This is a genomic window from Candidatus Kinetoplastibacterium desouzaii TCC079E, from assembly GCF_000340795.1.
Classification (GTDB): domain Bacteria; phylum Pseudomonadota; class Gammaproteobacteria; order Burkholderiales; family Burkholderiaceae_B; genus Kinetoplastidibacterium; species Kinetoplastidibacterium desouzai.
Window position 1 is genome coordinate 595,880 of sequence record NC_020294.1, and the last position, 21,471, is coordinate 617,350.

Annotated in this window: 22 protein-coding genes and 2 tRNA genes; 20 read left to right on the top strand and 4 right to left on the bottom strand. The window is 30.0% G+C overall.

Going from position 1 to position 21,471, the window contains the following annotated elements; genetic code table 11:
• Positions 1-31: 31 nt before the first annotated feature.
• From CDSE_RS02775 to dapB, 4 genes are all read left to right on the top strand, one after another.
• Positions 32-934, top strand: coding sequence for an NAD kinase (locus CDSE_RS02775; RefSeq protein WP_015396488.1), 903 nt, complete (start codon positions 32-34; stop codon positions 932-934).
• A gap of 6 nt (positions 935-940) precedes the next feature.
• Entirely contained in the window at positions 941-2,590 is a 1,650-nt protein-coding gene (gene recN, locus CDSE_RS02780) for a DNA repair protein RecN (RefSeq protein WP_015396489.1), read from the top strand.
• 61 nt (positions 2,591-2,651) lie between these two features.
• Positions 2,652-3,044, top strand: coding sequence for an outer membrane protein assembly factor BamE (locus CDSE_RS02785; RefSeq protein ID WP_015396490.1), 393 nt, complete (start codon positions 2,652-2,654; stop codon positions 3,042-3,044).
• A 44-nt stretch (positions 3,045-3,088) separates the two neighbouring features.
• Positions 3,089-3,892, top strand: coding sequence for a 4-hydroxy-tetrahydrodipicolinate reductase (gene dapB, locus CDSE_RS02790; RefSeq protein ID WP_015396491.1), 804 nt, complete (start codon positions 3,089-3,091; stop codon positions 3,890-3,892).
• 13 nt (positions 3,893-3,905) lie between these two features.
• Here the strand turns inward: dapB and murB are convergent, their stop codons facing one another.
• On the bottom strand, positions 3,906-4,910 hold the full coding sequence (murB, locus tag CDSE_RS02795; protein WP_015396492.1) for a UDP-N-acetylmuramate dehydrogenase: 1,005 nt from the start codon (positions 4,908-4,910) through the stop codon (positions 3,906-3,908).
• A 217-nt stretch (positions 4,911-5,127) separates the two neighbouring features.
• On the opposite strand from murB, the gene CDSE_RS02800 reads away from it, so the two are divergent.
• The 4 genes from CDSE_RS02800 (at position 5,128) to CDSE_RS02815 (ending at position 6,838) form a co-directional block, all read left to right on the top strand.
• A tRNA-Gly gene (locus tag CDSE_RS02800) sits at positions 5,128-5,203 on the top strand.
• A gap of 32 nt (positions 5,204-5,235) precedes the next feature.
• Positions 5,236-5,309: transfer RNA gene (locus tag CDSE_RS02805), tRNA-Cys, on the top strand.
• A gap of 84 nt (positions 5,310-5,393) precedes the next feature.
• Complete coding sequence (locus CDSE_RS02810) at positions 5,394-6,443, top strand: quinone-dependent dihydroorotate dehydrogenase (protein ID WP_015396493.1); 1,050 nt, start codon at positions 5,394-5,396, stop codon at positions 6,441-6,443.
• Between the two features lie 23 nt (positions 6,444-6,466).
• Positions 6,467-6,838, top strand: coding sequence for a thioredoxin family protein (locus CDSE_RS02815; protein ID WP_015396494.1), 372 nt, complete (start codon positions 6,467-6,469; stop codon positions 6,836-6,838).
• A gap of 9 nt (positions 6,839-6,847) precedes the next feature.
• Here the strand turns inward: CDSE_RS02815 and CDSE_RS02820 are convergent, their stop codons facing one another.
• Complete coding sequence (locus CDSE_RS02820) at positions 6,848-8,224, bottom strand: DEAD/DEAH box helicase (RefSeq protein ID WP_015396495.1); 1,377 nt, start codon at positions 8,222-8,224, stop codon at positions 6,848-6,850.
• Between the two features lie 217 nt (positions 8,225-8,441).
• On the opposite strand from CDSE_RS02820, the gene CDSE_RS03970 reads away from it, so the two are divergent.
• The 12 genes from CDSE_RS03970 to minE all read left to right on the top strand — a co-directional run bounded on the left by CDSE_RS03970 (position 8,442) and on the right by minE (position 19,336).
• Positions 8,442-8,627, top strand: coding sequence for a zinc-finger domain-containing protein (locus CDSE_RS03970; RefSeq protein ID WP_015396496.1), 186 nt, complete (start codon positions 8,442-8,444; stop codon positions 8,625-8,627).
• Positions 8,628-8,910: 283 nt separating this feature from the next.
• Positions 8,911-9,768: a UTP--glucose-1-phosphate uridylyltransferase GalU gene (gene galU / locus CDSE_RS02825; protein WP_015396497.1), complete on the top strand. Its 858-nt coding sequence runs from the start codon at positions 8,911-8,913 to the stop codon at positions 9,766-9,768.
• 28 nt (positions 9,769-9,796) lie between these two features.
• Entirely contained in the window at positions 9,797-11,146 is a 1,350-nt protein-coding gene (locus CDSE_RS02830; RefSeq protein WP_015396498.1) for an aminopeptidase P N-terminal domain-containing protein, read from the top strand.
• Positions 11,147-11,280: 134 nt separating this feature from the next.
• Positions 11,281-11,523 carry a helix-turn-helix domain-containing protein gene (locus CDSE_RS02835; RefSeq protein WP_015396499.1) on the top strand — a complete coding sequence of 81 codons (243 nt, stop codon included), beginning with the start codon at positions 11,281-11,283 and terminating at the stop codon, positions 11,521-11,523.
• 25 nt (positions 11,524-11,548) lie between these two features.
• Positions 11,549-13,144: a bifunctional phosphoribosylaminoimidazolecarboxamide formyltransferase/IMP cyclohydrolase gene (purH, locus tag CDSE_RS02840; protein ID WP_015396500.1), complete on the top strand. Its 1,596-nt coding sequence runs from the start codon at positions 11,549-11,551 to the stop codon at positions 13,142-13,144.
• Between the two features lie 4 nt (positions 13,145-13,148).
• Positions 13,149-13,697, top strand: a complete 549-nt coding sequence (ruvC, locus tag CDSE_RS02845; RefSeq protein ID WP_015396501.1) for a crossover junction endodeoxyribonuclease RuvC — start codon at positions 13,149-13,151, stop codon at positions 13,695-13,697.
• A gap of 57 nt (positions 13,698-13,754) precedes the next feature.
• Positions 13,755-14,330 (top strand): Holliday junction branch migration protein RuvA, encoded by a 576-nt coding sequence (ruvA, locus tag CDSE_RS02850; protein ID WP_015396502.1) that lies wholly within the window; start codon positions 13,755-13,757, stop codon positions 14,328-14,330.
• 63 nt (positions 14,331-14,393) lie between these two features.
• A complete protein-coding gene (gene ruvB / locus CDSE_RS02855) occupies positions 14,394-15,455 on the top strand; it encodes a Holliday junction branch migration DNA helicase RuvB (protein WP_015396503.1) in 1,062 nt (353 codons plus the stop codon).
• A gap of 123 nt (positions 15,456-15,578) precedes the next feature.
• Positions 15,579-17,345, top strand: a complete 1,767-nt coding sequence (locus CDSE_RS02860; protein ID WP_015396504.1) for a glutamine--tRNA ligase/YqeY domain fusion protein — start codon at positions 15,579-15,581, stop codon at positions 17,343-17,345.
• A 4-nt stretch (positions 17,346-17,349) separates the two neighbouring features.
• A complete protein-coding gene (gene minC, locus CDSE_RS02865; RefSeq protein WP_015396505.1) occupies positions 17,350-18,045 on the top strand; it encodes a septum site-determining protein MinC in 696 nt (231 codons plus the stop codon).
• 217 nt (positions 18,046-18,262) lie between these two features.
• Positions 18,263-19,078 (top strand): septum site-determining protein MinD, encoded by an 816-nt coding sequence (gene minD, locus CDSE_RS02870; protein WP_041186224.1) that lies wholly within the window; start codon positions 18,263-18,265, stop codon positions 19,076-19,078.
• A gap of 3 nt (positions 19,079-19,081) precedes the next feature.
• Positions 19,082-19,336 carry a cell division topological specificity factor MinE gene (gene minE / locus CDSE_RS02875; RefSeq protein ID WP_015396507.1) on the top strand — a complete coding sequence of 85 codons (255 nt, stop codon included), beginning with the start codon at positions 19,082-19,084 and terminating at the stop codon, positions 19,334-19,336.
• A gap of 70 nt (positions 19,337-19,406) precedes the next feature.
• On the opposite strand, the gene ettA is transcribed toward minE, so the two are convergent.
• Entirely contained in the window at positions 19,407-21,074 is a 1,668-nt protein-coding gene (gene ettA / locus CDSE_RS02880) for an energy-dependent translational throttle protein EttA (RefSeq protein WP_041186225.1), read from the bottom strand.
• A 189-nt stretch (positions 21,075-21,263) separates the two neighbouring features.
• Positions 21,264-21,392, bottom strand: coding sequence for a hypothetical protein (locus CDSE_RS04015; protein WP_015396509.1), 129 nt, complete (start codon positions 21,390-21,392; stop codon positions 21,264-21,266).
• Positions 21,393-21,471: the final 79 nt, after the last annotated feature.

Sequence of the window (21,471 nt, forward strand, 5' to 3'; positions counted from 1 at the left end):
ATTCATGTTTTAACTAAAAAAAGAGATTTTTATGAATTTTCCAACTATTGCTCTCATTGGAAGATATCAAGATGCAGGACTTGACACACCACTAAAAGCCATAGCTCAAGTTCTCAAGGAAACAGGACGAGAAGTCCTAATAGAATCTATAACGGCATCCAATACAGGATTGCGCGCATATAATAACATCGCAAGCATAGAAGACATAGGAAGAAAAGCTAATTTAGCTATCATAACAGGAGGAGATGGTACAGTATTAAGTGCCGCAAGACATCTAGCTCCTTATGGCGTACCTATACTTGGTATAAACCATGGAAGATTAGGATTTATAACATCTATACCAATGGATGAAACATTCAAAGCAATTATGAGCATAATGGATGGATCCTATATATCGGAAGAAAGAATTCTGCTTGAAGGTAAAGTTTGGCATAAAGGGAAACAAATATACTCAAATACAGCACTTAATGATGTAGTGCTAAATAGGTCTGGCGTAGGAGGAATGATAGAAGTAAAAGTTGAACTAAATGATGTATTTATGTACACACAAAGAGCTGATGGATTGATTATTGCCACACCAACAGGCTCAACAGCTTATGCTTTATCATCAAACGGACCAATATTACATCCAGAATTAAGCGCTATGGTGCTAGTAGCAGTTGCCCCTCAAACACTCTCCAATAGACCTGTAGTAATTCCTTACGATGGAATACTAAAAATGACACTAATAACAGTAGGTAGAACAGAAATAGGCGCAAGTGTACATTTTGACATGCAAACTTTATCTGAGCTATATCCGGGAGATTATATCACAGTACAAAAATCAAAATATAAAGCTAAATTTATTCATCCAGAAGGGTATAGCTTCTTCTCTACATTACGACAAAAACTAAATTGGAACGTTATGCCTATATCATCAGAAATGATTGAATAACTCATCATGTTAAGTAAATTACATATAAAAAACTTTATTATTGTAGAAGAAGCAGAAATTTATTTTTCTAATGGCTTTACAGTATTTTCCGGAGAAACCGGAGCAGGTAAATCAATTCTAATCGATGCGCTATCCTTAGTGCTAGGACATAGAATAAATAAAAATACTTTAATAAATATAAATTCAAATATAGAAATAATAGCTACATTTGAAAACAACAAAGTAGCTTGTAATTGGCTTCATGAAAATCACTTCGATATAAAATCAGAAATCATATTAAAACGAATTATAGATAAAAACTTTCGAAGTAAAACTTTTATTAATGATACTCCTTGTACTATTACCACCCTAAAAAAATTAGGATCAATGTTAATAAAAATTTATGGTCAACATACATATCAAGATCTTTTAAACACTGAATCTCAACGAAATCTTCTGGATAACTATGGAGAACTTAATAAATTACTACAAGAAACTAAAAATTACTGGCAGGAATGGCAATTAATCAAAAAAGAACTCACAAGAACTATAGAACTATCCCAAACACTACAAGAAGAATTAAATATATTGGAGAACCAAGCAAAAGAAATTCAAGCAATTAATTTTTCATTAGATGAGTGGAATAAAATTCAACATGAACATACAAAACTATCTAATATTGAATTTATAGTTAATACATGTAATGTGATACTTAACCATTTAGATGGAGAAAAAATATCAATATATAAATTACTCAATAATTTAACACAGCACACAAAAAATATTATTGAAAAAGATCCTTATTTAAATAACATACATAATGAATTAAATTCAGCACAAATAATCATAAAAGAAAGCATTTATGAATTAAATAATTATCTTAGCAAAATAGAAATTGACTCTCAAAATATTAATTTAATTGAATCTAGACTAAAAGAAATACTAAATCTCTCTAAAAAACTAAAAATATCGCCTTGTGAACTAAACGAAATATATAATTCTATATTAAATAGAATAAGCACAATAAAAAAATCTACAAATTTAAAAGAAATAGAACAAAAAGAACAAGAAATAAGAGAAAAATACTTACAAACTATATGCCAACTATCCATTGCCAGAAAACAAAAAGCCTATATCCTTGGCACTGAAGTTACAAAAATAATGAAAAATCTTTCTATGGAAAATACTAGATTTAATATAGAAATTACCGACTCTAATAATACATCTCATGGAAAAGACCATATTGAATTTTTAATTTCTCACCAAGGATCTCCTTCTAAAGGAATTGCAAAAATAGCATCAGGAGGAGAATTGTCACGTATATACTTAGCAATATCTGTAGTTACTAATCATAATTCTAATATACCAACTCTAATATTTGACGAAGTAGACAATGGAGTAAGCGGAGCTGCAGCAGAGACAATAGGAAAATTATTACAACAATTAGGTAATAATAATCAAGTTCTATGTATCACTCATCTACCACAAGTAGCAATATATGGAAATTCACATTTCCTAGTTAGTAAATATCAAAATAACCTATTAACTTTATCAAAAATTGAGTTTCTATCACATTCTCTTAGAGTAAAAGAAATAGCTAGAATGTTAGGAGGAATTAAAATTACAACAACAACACTTAACCATGCAAAAGAAATGCTTCATAACGCAAAATTATGAAACAATATCTTCATAATTTATAAATTATTACACCTATATTAAACATAGTAAATTTCTAAACATGAAATACAATAATATAAAAAACATTATACTAGTAACAATTATTCTTACAGTTAATGGTTGCTGTTATAAAAACATAAATTTTCCATATGTTCCTGAAATAAATCAAGGAAATTGCATTAATCTTGAACAACAAAAAATGTTGAAAATAGGAATGAGCAAAAAACAAGCCTTACAAATATTAGGAACACCTGCTGTTAAAGATAACAACACTAACATTGATAAGTGGGAATATATTCATTATTCTAATTATTATAACAACAGGCAAGAAACAAAAATATTTACTTTATGCTTTAAAGATGGGAAATTAATAAATTTTTCTGGCGATGATTTCCCCCAACAACAAGAATATACTGTAAACATAACAAAAAAGTTAGATGTAACTACAGAATAAAACAACAAACAAATTAATTAACAACGATTATTTAAGGAGTGAATATGCGTATAGCTATAACTGGATCTAGCGGAAAAATGGGTCAGGCTTTAATCAAAGCATCTATTCAAAACAAATCTATAGAGTTAGTTGCTGCCCTAGATAGAACAGACAGCGCCCTAATAGGACAAGATGCTGGTGCTTTCCTAGGATATAAAACTGGAATCATATTGACAGACAATTTAGATGAAATAAAAAAGGCAGACTGTTTAATAGATTTTACAAGACCAGAAGGAACATTGAAGCATTTACAATTCTGTCTAAAACATAATACCCATATTGTAATAGGATCAACTGGCTTTAATACAGATGAATTATCTATTATTAAAAAAGCCTCTGAAAACATAGCTATAGTACATTCTTCTAATATGAGCATAGGAGTTAATGTAACATTCAAACTAATAGAAATGGCAGCTAAAATGTTAAATAATGGCTATGATGCGGAAATATTTGAAGCTCATCATAAAGATAAGATAGACAGCCCTTCAGGAACATCTATAACAATGGGAGAAACAATATCATCTGCATGGAATGTTTCTCTTTCTGAAGTAGCTACTTGGAACCGCCATGGAAACATAGGAGCTCGCAAACCAGGTACAATAGGATTCTCAGTTTTAAGAGGTGGCGATATAGTGGGCGATCATTCTGTATATTTCTGTGGAACTGGGGAACGTATAGAAATAACACACAGAGCCAGTAGTAGAGATGGTTATGCTAACGGAGCTATACACGCCTCAATTTTTCTAAAAAACAAGAAAAATGGCTATTATAATATGAGAGACGTTCTTAATTTAAATCAACAAATCTAAAAATCACTATAAATTATAATAACGAAGGCTCTATATCCAAATAAATACTTGTTTTATTAAACACATCATTCTGAATTGATTTGGCTAAATATAAAACATGTGATGAATTAGCATTGCTATTATTAACTAAAATCAATGCTTGATTCTTATGAACGGATACAGGGCCTATTGACTTACCTTTCCAGCCACAAACAGAAATTAACCAACCAGCTGAGATTTTATATTTATTATCAGGAATATCCCAAAAAACAACATTTGAGAAATCTCTTTTTAAATTTTCTAGAATATCTAAGTTAACTATTGGGTTCTTAAAAAAACTACCAACATTCCCAATATTAGCTGGATCAGGAATTTTTTCTCTGCGAATCTCACAAATAACATTAAAAACATCTCTCGGAGTAACGTTATCAACATTAATTCTTTCTACTAAACCAGGGTAAGTTAATACTGGCTTCCATTTTTTTTCTAAAGAAAATCTCACAGAAACTATAAAATAATTATTTTTAGATTTGTTTTTAAAAATACTATTTCTATATGAAAATTCGCATTCATCCGAGTAAAGCTCAAGAAAAATATTATTTTTAGGATCCCAAACTACGACACTATAACAATATTTTGAAAACTCAACGCCATAAGCCCCTATATTCTGCACTGGAGCACCTCCAACTGTACCTGGGATTAAAGCTAAATTCTCAAGACCATACCATCCATTAACAAGACAAAAATCTACTAATTCATGCCAAGATTCACCTGACCCAACTTCTATCAAAACACTATCATCACTATCATACAGAACAGATATTCCAAAAAAATTTAATTTCACTATCAAAGAATTAATAACATTATGAGATAAAATAACATTACTACCACCTCCTATAATAAAAACATTAGGATATTTATTATAATTATGAAAAACAAACTCTAAATCTTTAACTTTGCTTATTGTTAAAAAATTGTTTGTGTGTATGTCTATTCCAAAAGTATTAAAACTTTTAAGATTTTGATAACAAGGTTTCAATTAGAAAGACTCTAAAATATAAAATAACAGATAAAAAATAATAAATTATTATTTAAGTTAATTAACATGCTACATATTAGCATGTTAATTAAATATAATCTTTGCAAAAAAAAATATATTAGTTATAATAATTAACATTGTTACCTATTATTAAAAATAGATACATTAATGTTAAAGCCTAAGCCTTTTGACAACATTATGTACATTGCTAGAAAATGCGGGAATAGCTCAGTTGGTAGAGCGCAACCTTGCCAAGGTTGAGGTCGCGAGTTCGAGACTCGTTTCCCGCTCCATTTTACCTGTTAATTATTTTTTTGTTAGAACTGGCGCAATGGCAGAGTGGTCATGCAGCGGATTGCAAATCCGTTTACGGCGGTTCAATTCCGTCTTGCGCCTCCAACATTTAGCAAATAATTTTGTTTAGTTCTCTTGTTCTTTCTTTGCAAAATTTAAAATCTATTTATCCCCCCCCTTAAGCTTAATATGTCTATTATTTTTAATACATACCCTTTAGTAAAAAAAATATTATTCCAATTTAATCCTGAAACAGCTCATCATATAACTCTATTTTCCTTAAAACAGCTATATAAATATAGGTTTACTAGAAAGTTAACGCACTATTCAGCGTATCTTCCTACTAAAATAATGGGCCTGGATATTGCTAATCCTATAGGTTTAGCTGCAGGATTAGATAAAAATGGTATATGTATAGATCCACTAGGTAATCTTGGCTTTGGCTTCATTGAAATAGGAACAGTAACTCCTTATCCACAAGCAGGCAATAAAAAACCACGTCTTTTCAGAATTCCTGAAAAAGAAGCTTTAATAAACAGAATGGGTTTCAATAACCTAGGAATAAGCGAAGTAATAAAAAATATAGAAAAAAGCACATGGCAAAAAACAAATGGAGTTTTAGGAGTTAATATAGGAAAAAATTTAGATACATCTATAGATGACGCTATCAGTGATTATAACATCTGCCTTGAACATGTTTACAATTATGCTGACTATATAACTATAAATATCTCATCTCCTAATACCAAAAATCTTAGAAGTTTACAAAACAAAGAACACTTGGATTTATTTTTAAGAAAAATCAAAGAAAAACATCTTCAATTAGCAGATTTAAATGCCAAATATGTTCCTATAGCATTAAAAATCTCACCAGATCTTACAACAGAAGAAATAAATACCATTTGTGATTTTATTTTAAAAAATAAAATAGATGGGATCATAGCCACTAATACTACAATTTCAAGAGATATGATCAAAAATCTTAAAATTTCAAAAGAAAATGGTGGATTATCAGGAAGTCCATTGCACGAACTTTCTTTACAAGTTATAAAAAAACTAAAATCATTAGTAGGTAACGAAATAACAATTATAGGTTCTGGAGGAATAATAACGCCAGCACAAGCTAGAGAAACAATGTTAGCAGGAGCAAACGCATTACAATTATACACAGGACTTATATATAAAGGACCTAACATTATAAAAGAATGTATAAAAACTATTAACTCAGTAACAAGTTAATATATCAAACTTATGGCCTATGTATGATACTAACACCTGATAAAAAAATTGAACTATTAAAAAATAACGACAATAGTTTTCTAATAGCATGTCTTTGTGCAGAATGGTGTGGTATTTGTCGTGAATACAAATCTAAATTTCATGAACTGTCTGAAAAAATGACCGAACATTATTTTTATTGGATTGATGTAGAAGAAAACATAGACTTAATAAACGATGAAGATATAACAGACTTTCCAACTATTTTAATACAGAATAGAAGAAAAATATTTTTCCTAGGTCCAGTAAATACAAATATAAATCGCTTAATAAAGATTATCGGAAATATAAATTTGAATGACCAAAACATATCAACAAACATTCCCAATATATGGGAAAAATTAGAAAAAAATTAGATTGACAATCTAATCTCTTCCTGTACCACCTAATAAAATAGCTATTTTCTTTTCATTTCTTCTATTCTTATAATTTGCAGGTAATACAACTCTATTTTTAGAAACTCTTTTAGGTTCTAATAATGGATCTATATCTAACAAAATTGAACTTTTAAGACTATTTTTATCAAAAGAATCATCATAATTTGAGAAACTAGGCATGTTTAATTTTAAACGTGGAATCTTGCTTCCTGTAAATTTTTCTATATTTAATAAACATGTCTCTTCTTCATATGAACATAATGATATTGCTGAACCTTTATTATTTGCCCTTCCGGTTCTACCAATTCTATGAACATAATCCTCAGGGTTGAAAGGAACATCAAAATTTATAACATATGAAACGCCAACTACGTCAAGACCTCTTGCCGCAACATCTGTTGCTACTAAGACATTTAAACTACCGTTGCGAAAATTCTCTAAAGCTATTGTTCTATCAATTTGATTTTTATCCCCATGTATCGAATCACATTTAATATTTTTTGAAAACAAAAAACTTGATAATTTTATAGTTGCTAGTTTGGTATTAGTAAAAATTATTACAGACTCCAATGGTTTCGATTGAAGAATAAACAGAATAGCTAATAACTTATTTTGATTAGGAACCATATAAGAAATTTGCTCAACAGTATCAGCAATAGAATTAGGCACGGTAACATCTATCTCAACAGGATTATTCAAATAAGACAAACCTATCTTACGTATAGAATTACTAAATGTAGCTGAGAACAAAAGAATCTGTTTATATTTAGGCAAAGCATTTACTATTTTATCAACGTCAGGCATAAAACCCATATCTAACATTCTATCAGCCTCATCAAGAACCAATATAGATATATTCTGAGTATGTAAACTACCTTGCTCCATATGAGCTATCAGTCTTCCAGGAGTAGCAACAAGAATCTCCGAACCTAATCTTAATTTATCTTCTTGAGAGTTATGATCTGTACCTCCGAACAATACTAAACTACGTAAATTAGTATTCTTACTATATATTTTAATGCTTTCATACACTTGACTAGCTAACTCACGTGTGGGTACTAATATTAAAGACCGCAATAAATGACGCGCAGGAGACGAGCTAGGATTAGCAAATGGTAGTAATCTATTGATAATAGGCACAACAAAAGCAGCTGTTTTACCAGTGCCTGTTTGCGCTGCTCCTATAACATCCCTTCCTTCTAGGATTAATGGTATAGATTTCTCTTGAATTGGTGTTGGTTTAGTATGCCCAATAGAAATTATTGTATCCAATAAAATCTTGTTTAGACCAAAATCACTAAACGAGAAAGTAGAATCATCTTTCTCTATTTCTTTGCGCAAATTAAAATCATTTACATTATTCATCAAAATAATTATTCATATTAAAAGTCACTATTGTTACATATTTATCATTTATAATAAAATGTAGCTTGATAAATAAAAACACTAGAACATAACTATTTTGCCTAAAAATATAATATTTATATTGCAATGAAGTTAATATATTCAAAGCGTAAGTTAGTTCTTATAACCAATATACATCCTAAAACATCAGTCGAATCATAATACAAAAAATAGCAAAATGAAAACGAAAATATTACAAAACAACACAGAAAACATAAATCACCACACTAAATCTACTATACATTGTCCATCTTATAAAGAAGAAATATGGAATATGCACCCAAGAATAATTCTAGATATAGGAAATCAAGAAACAGTCAAATGTCCTTATTGCGGTAAAAAATACACAAGAAACGATATTTAATAACTTTATGTTAATGCAAAAAGGTGTATTTAAGAGATTATTTATACTTAACGCTGTTAAACAGTAAAAAATATTTTGCGGTCAAAAAAATATTTATTCGTATTAAAATATAAAAACAATAATCAAATCAATTTTATAAAGAATTTATAAAAAATATTATATGATTATATAAGAAACGATGTAATGATAAACACAATTAACAACTGCAACATACTATTTTAATAGTATGTTGCTAAGTAAATAATCACCATTTAATTATAAAAAACAACAAATTACAAAAAACATGAACCATGTTAAAAAAGCTATTTTCCCAGTAGGAGGAATGGGAAGTAGACTACTACCAGCAACAAAAACACTTCCTAAAGAAATACTTCCTATTATCAACAAACCTATAATCCAATATGCTGTGGAAGAAGCTCTGAAATCTGACATAACAGAGTTAATATTTATAACTGGTAGACATAAAAGACCTATTGAAGATCATTTTGATACAGCTCCAGAGTTAGAGCTATATCTTTTAAACAAAAAAAAATTTGACCTGTTAAATGCAATAAAAAGCATTGTTCCAAAAAAAACTAGCTGTATATTCATCAGACAACCAGGTCCTTTAGGACTTGGTCATGCAATTTTAAGTGCTGAACCAGTAATAAAAAACGAAAAATTTGCAGTAATATTACCAGATGATTTAATAGATGCAGATACTCCAACAATAAAACAACTAATTAATATATCTAATAAAGTTGACTCTAGCGTAATAGCTGTTGAAGATGTTTTATTAGAAGATATACAAAAATATGGAATCATCACACAAGAAAATGAATATAAAAATCAGAAAATCTCAAAAATTATTAACATAATAGAAAAACCTTGTATAAAAACAGCTCCTTCTAATACTGCTGTAGTTGGTAGATATATTTTAGAACCACATATATTTAAACATTTACAAAAAACACTTCCAGGATTAAACAACGAGATACAACTAACTGATGGAATTTCATCTCTCATGAAAGAGAAAAATATTTTTGCATATAGATATGATGGTATTAGATTTGATTGTGGTAACAAAACAGGAATGTTTAATGCAAACATATATTTTGGTAAAAAATATCACGGACTTGTTCCTATAAAGAACGAAAAATAATTCCTTAAACACAAATCAAAGAATTTTTATGTTAAATAAAGACCTAATAAAAACATCGCACTATATCAACAAATGCATACAACGTAGAAAAGAATTATTAAAAAAAGTTCAACAAATGGGTGGTGGAATTATAATTATTCCAACATCCCAGAAATGCTATAGGAACGCTCATAATGAGCACCAATACAGACATAATAGTAATTTTTATTATTTAACAGGATTTATTGAATCTGATTCATGTTTAATATTAACAACTGACAGAACAGGTAATTCATCCTCGCTGTTCTGCAAATCTAGGGATCCAAGAAAAGAAATGTGGGATGGAGAAATACTAGGACCTTCTAGGGCTAAAGAAATATTCAATTTTGAAACAACATACCCCATAGAAGAATTTGAAAAAATTATTCCTAGTTTAATAAAAGACCATGATTCTATATACATAGAAATTCCTAGATACATAAAACTAGACCATGAAATATTTGAATTGTTAAACAAAGAATTAGCTAAAAATAATAATAAAATTAAACATATACATGATATTTCAAATTTCATAAATGAAATGAGATCCATAAAAGACAATACAGAAATACAAACCATGAAAATGGCAGCACAAATTTCCGCAAATGCTCATTTGGAAATTCTAAGAAGTTGTAAAGTTGGGATGTATGAATATGAATTAGAAGCTCAACTATTATATGAATTTAAAAAACATGGGGCTCACTCCCCTGCTTACAACAACATCGTAGCATCTGGAAAAAACTCTTGTATACTGCACTATACATCTAACAATAAAATAATAAACAACAGCGATCTTGTTTTAATAGACGCTGCATGTGAATTTAATAGTTACGCCTCTGATATAACTAGAACATTCCCTGCAAATGGCAAGTACTCCTCTACTCAATTAGCATTATATGAAATAGTACTCGCAGCACAAAAAGCAGCAATTAATTCTTGCAAAATAAAGAAAAATTTTAATGATCCACATAAAAAAGCAGTAGAAGTTTTAACTCAAGGATTATTAGATGAAAGAATTTTAATTGGCAATAAAGATGAAATTATAGAAAAAAAGATATATACAAAATTCTATCCACACAGTACAAGCCATTGGATTGGATTGGATGTTCATGATGTTGGCTCTTATCATTCAGGTCAAAACAACGGTGATAACAAACAATGGAAAGAATTACAAGAAGGAATGTTATTAACGATAGAGCCTGGTCTATATATAAAACCATCAAGTGACGTTCCAGAACATTTTTGGAATATTGGTATCAGAATTGAAGATACTATACTTATTAAAGAAAAAAATTGTGAAATAATTACTAGAAATGTGCCTGTTGCAGCTGATAAAATAGAAGAAGTTATGCGTGGTTAGAAAAACAACTTTAATTTTAATAATAAATCACTAATTACCATATCCATAACAAATTATATTAATTAATATGTTAAAAATGATATATGCTATATGATTAAATGTAAATCGATAAAAATTTAAAACTTTTATAAAAAATGAATAAAGAAGATGTTTTTGAAGAATGTATAAGGGTAAGTCTATCAAGATATTTAAATGATTTAGGAGACTCTGAACCTCATGATATGCTAAAAATGGTTATGTTGTGCGTTGAAAAGCCTGTTATAGAAGTTGCTTTAGAGAAAACTGGAAATAATCAATCAAAAGCTTCTGAAATACTTGGTATAACTAGAAGCACTCTAAGAAAAAAACTTCTAGCTCACAATATATTACAAAATTAATAACCTATTTATAATGATTACTATTATGAAAATTGAAACTGCCTTACTTTCTGTGTCAAATAAAAATGGTATTGTTGAATTTGCTAAATCTTTAATTTTAAGAAATGTTCGACTGCTTTCCACCGGAGGCACAGCTAAACTTCTAAAAGAAGCAGGATTAGACGTAATAGAAGTTTCTGAATACACATCATTTCCAGAGATGCTTGATGGCAGAGTAAAGACTCTACATCCTAAAATTCATGCCGGAATACTTGCAAAAAGAGACAACCAACAACACCTTGATATCATCAAAAAACATGGTATAAACACAATAGATTTACTTGTTGTGAATCTATATCCTTTCCATGAAACAATCTCAAAAGATAATTGTTCCTTTTCTGATGCAATTGAAAACATTGACATAGGAGGACCTGCTATGTTGAGATCAGCCGCTAAGAATCACGGTAATGCAATAGGTGGTGTAACTGTAGTAACTGATCCTGAAGACTATTCTAGAGTACTAGAAGAAATAGATCTCATAGGGAATACATCATACCAACTAAGGTTAGAACTAGCCAAAAAAGTATTTGCACATACAGCATTATATGATGGCATTATTAGCAACTACCTTAGCAGCATAATAGAAAAGGAACCTGATCCACAATCATCTCCTAAAATGCAAAAATGGCCAGATGTTATCAATATCCAAACAAAAAAACATCAAGCTTTAAGATATGGGGAAAATCCACATCAAACAGCTTCATTTTATGTAGATGAAATAAAAAATAATGGTTTATTAGGAAATTATAAGCAGATACAAGGAAAGGAATTATCTTTCAATAATATAGCAGATGCTGATGCAGCCTGGGAATGTGTACGTAGTTTTACAGACTGTACTGCTTGTGTAATAGTAAAACATGCAAATCCTTGCGGTGTTGCTATAGGACAAGATACACTAGAAGCATATTCAAAGGCTTTTCAAACAGACCCTACTTCGGCTTTTGGTGGAATAATTGCCTTTAATAATCCTATTGATGGTAAAACTGCAAAAACAATAATAAACAATCAATTTTTAGAATTGTTAATAGCCCCCTCTTATGATGAAGAAGCTTTGAAATTTTTATCAGAAAAACCAAATATCAGAGTATTGGAAATACCAATTGGGGTAACTGATAATTCTTTTGATGTTAAAAGAATAGGTGGTGGGTGGCTCATGCAATCAACAGATGATCTGATTGCTAATATGGATAAGATGCGCATTGTTACGAAAAGACAACCATCTGAACAAGAAATGAAAGACATGATGTTTGCATGGAAAGTTGCAAAATTTGTTAAATCAAATGCAATTGTTTTTGCTATAAATGGAATGACTTTAGGTGTTGGCGCAGGACAAATGAGCCGTATAGACTCAGCAAGAATTGCATCAATAAAAGCAGATAACGCCGGTCTAAGCTTAAAAAACTCTGTTGCTGCATCTGATGCCTTCTTCCCTTTTAGAGATGGTTTAGATGTGATAGTACAATCAGGCATATCTTGTGTAATTCAACCAGGAGGAAGCCTAAAGGACAATGATGTAATAGAAGCTGCAAACGAACATAATATAGTTATGGTAATGACAGGAATTAGACATTTCAGACATTAAAATAATGAGGATATTAGGAATAGATCCAGGTTTAAGAAAAACTGGCTTCGGAGTTATTGAAACACAAGGTACTAATATAGTTTATATTACTAGTGGAACAATAGTAGTACCTGTGAACATAGCAATGTCTGAGAGATTAAAAGTTATTTTTGATAATATTCATCAAGTTATAAATGATACAAAGCCCTCTGTAGCATCAATAGAAATTATTTTTATGAATACTAATCCATCTACAACTTTATTGCTTGGTCAAGCAAGAGGTGCTGCTTTTTGCTCAATAGCTCATAACAACTTACCAGCATATGAATATACTGCTCTTCAAATCAAAAAATCTATAGTTGGAACAGGAAGAGCTGTAAAAAAACAAATGCAAATTATGGTACAACACTTATTATCATTAAATGGCATGCCGTCAGCAGACTCAGCAGATGCTCTTGCTTGCGCTATTTGTCATGCTCATGTTAATCCACTACAAAATAAAATTTCTACATTAAAGAATTCTTTAACTCTTCCCAGCAATAGAAAACTTAAGAATGGCAGAATAATCATGTGAAAATCTTTATAATAATAGTGAAATTGATTTGGTTTACTTAACTTCTTTTATGTTTATATGATAGAAAGACTTTCTGGCATTATACTAGACAAATGGACTAATAGTATCTGTTTAGATGTAAATGGATTGGGTTATGAGGTAGAAGTTCCTACAAATATCATTCAGGATCTACCTGAGATTGGAGAAAAAATTGTATTGTATACACATCTTTTAATAAGAGAGGATGCTCATATATTATTCGGATTTAATAACACTAAAGAAAGAACTTTCTTTAGGTTGCTCATGAAAATAAATGGTGTTGGAGCAAGAACATCTTTGTCAATATTATCTAACATGACAATCGATGAATTAATATCAGTTATTACAAATCAGAATTCATCTGCCTTAACTAAAATTCCAGGAATTGGACAGAAAACAGCAGAACGCTTAATATTGGAAATGAAAGACAAAATAAAATCTACCTGTACTGATAATATAAGCGTCTATGGTAAAAAATCAGATATAATAGAAGCTCTAGTGTCATTGGGTTATTCATCAAGAGAGGTTTTACCTATAATGAATCTTATCTCAAACAATTTAAATATTCAAGATGCTATAAAACAAGCTCTTAAACTTTTAAATGCTAGAAAATAAAATTTACTAGAATCAATTAAGTATTCTTTAACGTAATACACTATAATCTGGAAAGACATAAAAATGGCCATTAAATCTGACCATCTAGAATCAAACTCTCATAGAAATATTCTTACACCAAAAAAATCTAATATAGAAGAAAAAGTAGAAAAAGCTCTAAGGCCTAAAACTTTACTAGAATATATCGGACAGAAAAATACTTGTGAGCAATTAAAAATTTTTATACAAGCAGCACGCCAAAGAAGTGAAGCTTTGGATCATGTGCTATTATTTGGCCCTCCTGGACTAGGTAAAACTACAATGGCTCACATAATAGCCCATGAAATGGGGGCTAATCTAAGACAAACTTCAGGACCAATATTAGAAAAACCTGGTGACTTAGCAGCAATACTAACAAACATGGAAAAGAATGATGTTCTTTTTATAGATGAGATACATAGGCTATCTTCTGTAGTTGAAGAAATTCTATACCCTGCTTTAGAAGATTTTCAAATCGATATTTTAATAGGAGAAGGGCCTGCTGCTAGGAGTGTTAAATTAGATCTTCAACCATTTACATTAATAGGAGCAACTACTCGTGCAGGAATGCTTACTAATCCTCTAAGAGATCGTTTCGGAATTGTTTCCCGTCTAGAGTTTTATAATCCTACAGAACTAGCTAAAATTATTTTACGAAGTTCAAAGTTACTAAAAACCAATATTACTTCTGAAGGAGCCAATGAAATAGCCAACAGATCACGTGGCACACCAAGAATAGCCAACAGATTATTACGAAGAGTTAGAGATTATGCTGAAGTGAAATCAACAGGAAATATAAATAACGAAATAGCTAATGAAGCATTAACTATGTTAGAAGTAGATCCACATGGCCTTGATTTAATGGATAGAAAATTATTAGAAGCCATTGTATATAGATTTGACGGAGGACCAGTAGGAATAGATAGTATAGCAGCAGCCATAGGAGAAGAAAAAGATACTATAGAGGATGTGATTGAACCATATCTAATTCAACATGGCTATATTCAAAGAACACCACGAGGAAGAGTAGCAACCTCTACCACAATTAATCATATTGGAGCAGACTGTATGAATAACCGTCTTAATCAGAAAAATATACCTCTATAAGAAACTAACTCTCTGAATTAATATTTAAGAACAACTTAAAAATTAATATAAAAAATTTTCTGAATCAAATAAATATCAAATCATCTATAATTACTAATAATAAACAAATAATATATTAAAAATATGAATACCTCTTCAATTCATCTAAATCAACAAAACTTTCTCACTCATATAATAGATGAAGATATTCAAAGTAAATGTCTAGAAAATAGATTATGGTCAGGAACACCAGGTGATGCTAAATTTCAAGAATTAAAAGGGAAAATAGATTTGGCAAAAATCAGAACTAGGTTTCCTCCAGAACCAAATGGATATCTACATATAGGACATGCTAAAAGCATATGTATAAATTTTGGATTAGCAAAAAAATACAACGGCGTATGTCATCTTAGATTTGATGATACAAACCCAGAAAAAGAAGATCAAGAATATGTAGATTCCATTACACAAGCAATAAAATGGTTAGGATTTAACCTAGTTGAGAATAATAAAGAAAACCTGTACTTCGCTAGTGACTATTTTGAATATATGTATGAATTTGCAGAGTCTTTAATAATATCAGAGAACGCTTATATCGATGAACAATCATCAGAAATGATAAAACAAAACAGAGGGACATTAACAGAACCAGGAATTGACTCTCCATACAGAGATCGACCTTCTGAAGAATCTCTTAAAATATTTAGAGAAATGAGAGACGGAAAATATCCAGATGGTCTTTTTGTATTAAGAGCAAAAATAAACATGAAATCTCCTAATATAAATATGCGAGATCCAGTGATGTATAGAATCAAACATGTTTTTCATCATAGAACTGGAAATAAATGGTGCATTTACCCGATGTATAATTGGGCTCATCCCATAGAAGATGCCTTAGAAGGTATAACTCATAGTATTTGCACTTTAGAATTCGAAGATTTAAAACCTCTTTACGATTGGTTTCTTAATAAATTAAGAGACTTAGGAAAACTAAGAAATCCACTACCAAAACAATATGAATTCTCTAGATTAAATCTAAGTCATATAGTTACGAGCAAAAGAAAACTATTCAAACTCGTTAAAGAGAGTATTGTCGATGGATGGGATGATCCAAGAATGCCAACCTTACTTGGATTAAAACGAAGAGGATATACTCCCAACTCCATTCGTTTATTTTGTGATAGAACATCTATATCAAAGTCTGACTCCACTATAGATTATAGTCTTTTAGAACAATCATTACGCGATGACCTAGACCCTATTGCTCCAAGAGCTATAGGAATTTTAGACCCTATAAAATTGACAATAACAAACTATCCTGATGATAAAAAAGAAATATGTTATGCTCCAACAAACCCTCATAATAAAGAAATGGGAATGCGTGAATTAATATTGGAAAAAGAAATATGGATAGAAAGAAGTGATTTTCAAGAAGAAGCAATCAAAAACTATTTTCGTCTATTCCCAGGAAATTTAGTTCGATTAAAATATGCCTATATAATAAAATGTACAGGATATCTAAAAAATTCCAATGGTGATATTACTAACGTATACGCAGAATATATACCAGAAACAAAAAGTGGAACTCCAGGATCAAATAGCGTAAAAGTTAAAGGAACTATAACTTGGTTAGCAATAACACAAGCTGAGAAAGTACTTGTAAATTTATATGATCGTTTATTCACTGATTCGTCTCCAGACTCAGGAAATAAAAATTTTCTAGATTACATAAACCCAGATTCAAAAAAAACAATTACTGCTTTTTTGGAACCTAATACCATCAAACAAAATAATACAAAATGGCAATTTGAAAGATTAGGATATTTTGCTTTAGATGATAAATTCAGCAATAAAAATAATAATGTTGTAATAAATAGAATCGTAACCTTAAAAAATTCATGGTCTTTATAACAAAATGACAAGAACAACACCTTCAATTGATTTTAAAAGTACCACTATTAATTTTTATGCTCCAAAACTGGTGTTACATACAGCCAATAAAAATGATATATGTTTCGATATAAATAAACATATGGAAATTTCTAGTCATTTCTTTAAAAATGATTATATTGTTATAGATGCTCAACAAATAAATGAAAAAATAGATTGGAATTCAATAATAGAAATATTAGAAAAATATCACATAAAAATAATAGGTGTAACTACTAATATTAACAATCGTGAAAGTGCAATAGAATGTGGTTTGTTACCACTAGATACTCTAATAAACAAAAGTACAAAGAAAGATAATCACATTGAAAATAATTCTATTGAAAACAAATTACCATCAATGTTAATTGATAAACCATTAAGATCTGGACAAAAAATATATGCAAATAAATCAGATCTAATTATTATTGGCATGGTTAGTCAAGGAGCAGAGATTATAGCAGATGGTAATATCCATGTGTATGGACCATTACGCGGTAAAGCTATGGCTGGAGCGCAAGGAAATACAGAAGCTAGAATTTTTACAACACAACTAGATGCACAATTATTAGCCATTGCTGGAGTATATAGAATTATAGATACAAACCTAAAAAATGATATATGTAATAAACCAGCTTTAGTAAAATTACTGAATGATAAATTAATAATAGATAAAATATAAATATTCACTATAATAAACTCAGAAGATTATTAACGTACTGTATAATCAAATTTAATTAAAGCATAAAAGTATTGAAGAAATCTATAATATGTTAATGTAATAACATTATAATTTATATAATAGGAATTGAATTTATTATTAACGATTTTTAAGTTTTTCTTTTATACAATAAAATATATTAAGTGAATACTTTTAACATAATAAGGATATTTACGTCGTGACGCGAGTTGTTGTGGTAACTTCTGGAAAGGGAGGCGTGGGTAAAACCACTAGCAGTGCTAGTTTTTCTGCTGGCTTGGCTTTGCGCGGCTATAAAACAGTTGTAATAGACTTTGATGTTGGATTGCGTAATCTCGACTTAATCATGGGCTGCGAAAGAAGAGTTGTATATGATTTTATAAACGTTGTTCAAGGAGATGCTAATTTAAAACAAGCTCTTATAAAAGATAAAAATACAGATAATCTATTTGTACTTCCAGCATCTCAAACTCGTGATAAAGATGCACTAACCCTATCCGGTGTAGAAAAAGTACTTGAAGATTTAAAAGGAATGGGCTTCGAATATATTGTTTGTGATTCCCCAGCAGGAATAGAAACAGGAGCGCTAATGGCTGCTTATTACGCAGATGATGCTATCGTTGTAACAAATCCAGAGATATCTTCAGTAAGAGACTCTGATAGGATTCTTGGGATTCTTGCATCAAAATCTAAACGCGCAATAGACGGAGTTGAGCCTATAAAAGAATATCTATTAATAACAAGATATAATCCTAAAAGAGTGCTAAATGGAGAAATGCTTTCTATATCAGATATAGAAGATATACTTCGTATCAATTTAATAGGAGTTGTCCCAGAATCAGAATCTGTATTACATGCATCTAATCAAGGATTGCCTGCAATATATTTTAAAGATACAACGGTGTCTATAGCTTATACAGATATAGTTTCTAGGTATCTAGGTGAATCTATTCCCATGAAATTTACAGAGTATGAAAAACCAAGTTTAATTAAACGACTCTTTGGAGGTAAATAGAACATGTCCTTTTTGTCGTTTTTCTTAGGAGAAAGAAAAAAAACTGCATCTGTTGCTAAAGAAAGACTTCAAATAATTCTTGCACACGAACGCTCAAATAAAAACTCTCCAGATTATTTGCAAAAATTACAACGAGAATTACTAGATGTTTTATCAAAATATGTTGTAATTAATCCTGATGATATTAAAGTAAATATAGAAAGTCATGGATCATTAGATGTGCTTGAAGTAAAAATAGAAATGCAACAAAAAAATTAATAACTATTATTCTTATAAAGACTAAGGATTAGCTACCTTAACAATTCATAGCCAAATCCTTAGTCTTGACTTATCTTAAGGATTTAAATTTTAATCTTTTAGGAATCACATTTCCATCAATCATCTTCTTATTATGTTCATATTCACTATAATTACCATCAAAAAATACAACTTTTGAATCTCCTTCAAAAGATATAATATGAGTAGCTACTCTATCTAGAAACCATCTATCGTGACTAATAACTAATACACTACCAGCAAATTCCAACAAAGCATCTTCCAATGCTCTTAATGTTTCAACATCTAAATCATTTGAAGGCTCATCCAATAATAAAACATTTGAACCATTAATTAAAGTCTTAGCGAGATGTAATCTACCCCTTTCCCCTCCTGACAAATTACCAACAATCTTGTTTTGATCAGTCCCTTTAAAATTAAATCTACTTAAATAGGCTCTAGAAGACATAAGGAATTTACCAACATTAATATGATCTGATCCGTTAGATATAAATTCAAAAACAGTCTTTTCCGAAGATAAAGACTCTCTAGTTTGATCAACATAAGCTATACTAACGGTTTTACCAATTACGATGCTACCTTCATCATTCTTTTCCTTACCTACAATCATCCTAAATAATGTAGATTTACCGGCACCATTAGGACCTATTATTCCAACAATAGCTCCTTGTGGAACATTAAAACTAAGATTATCAATTAATAACCGTTCTCCATATGATTTGCTAACACCTCTAAATTCTATAACTTCATTACCAAGCCTATCTGACACAGGAATAAAAATCTCCTGTGTTTCATTTCTTTTTTGATATTCATAAGAAGATAATTCCTCAAAACGTTTTAATCGTGCTTTGGACTTACTCTGACGAGCTTTAGATCCTTGTGAAACCCATTCTAACTCTTTCTTTATTGTTCTTTGTCTAGCTGTTTCAGTACTTTCTTCACTAGCCAAACGGATCTCTTTTTGCTTAAGCCATGAACTATAATTACCTTCCCATGGAATGCCATATCCTCTATCTAACTCTAAAATCCAATCTGCAACATTATCTAAAAAATATCTATCATGGGTAACAGCAACTACAGTCCCATTAAATTTATGAAGAAATTGCTCTAACCACTCAACACTTTCAGCATCTAAATGATTAGTAGGTTCATCTAATAGCAACATATCAGGCTTAGATAACAACATTCTACATAAAGCAACCCGCCTTTTCTCTCCTCCAGATAAATCACACACCAAAGAATCCCAAGGAGGGATACGTAATGCATCAGCAGCGATATCGATTTGAATTTCTAAATCATCAAAACCACTAGAAGCAGATGCAGAAATAATAGACTCTAACTCTGCTTGCTTACTAGCCAATTTATCAAAATCAGCATCTGGCTCTGCATAAGCAGCATAAACTAGCTCTAATTGTTTTTTTGCCAAAAATATATCACCAAGACCATCTTCTATAACTTCTCTAACTGTCATATTTGAATCAAGAAGTGGCTCCTGTGAAAGATATCCTATCTTAAGTCCTGGCATTGGTACTGCTTCCCCATCTATATCTTTATCAATACCTGCCATTATTTTTAATAAAGTAGATTTACCTGAACCATTTAATCCTAATACTCCTATTTTTGCTCCAGGAAAAAATGATAATGATATATCTCGAAGAATATACTTTTTAGATAAAACTAATTTACTAACTCGATTCATCGTATATACGTATTTAGCCATGTATATTACTATTGGTTATATTGAAAACAATTCAAATAAAATATTAATATGTATTGTATTTTAAGAATTAATTTCAATTAGAAATTTCTAAAAAATAAATTATAAAATAAAAAGTACATGCTAAACAAAGCATGTACTAATACAAAACAATTTACACTTAAAAGATAAAAATTATATATGCTCTAATAACTAAGCACGTTTAATTTTTTCTAGCATTTTAAAAACGCTTTTTGGTAAATTTACAAATAATCTCTTGTAAATCTTCCCAAGACAACGACGCTCTAAAGTATTACGTCTTACACGTTTACGTTCTGCCATAAAATACCCCTAAAAATAAGAATTAATTGCAATAACACACATTACATTATATCTAATTTATCATATAAATTATTTATTT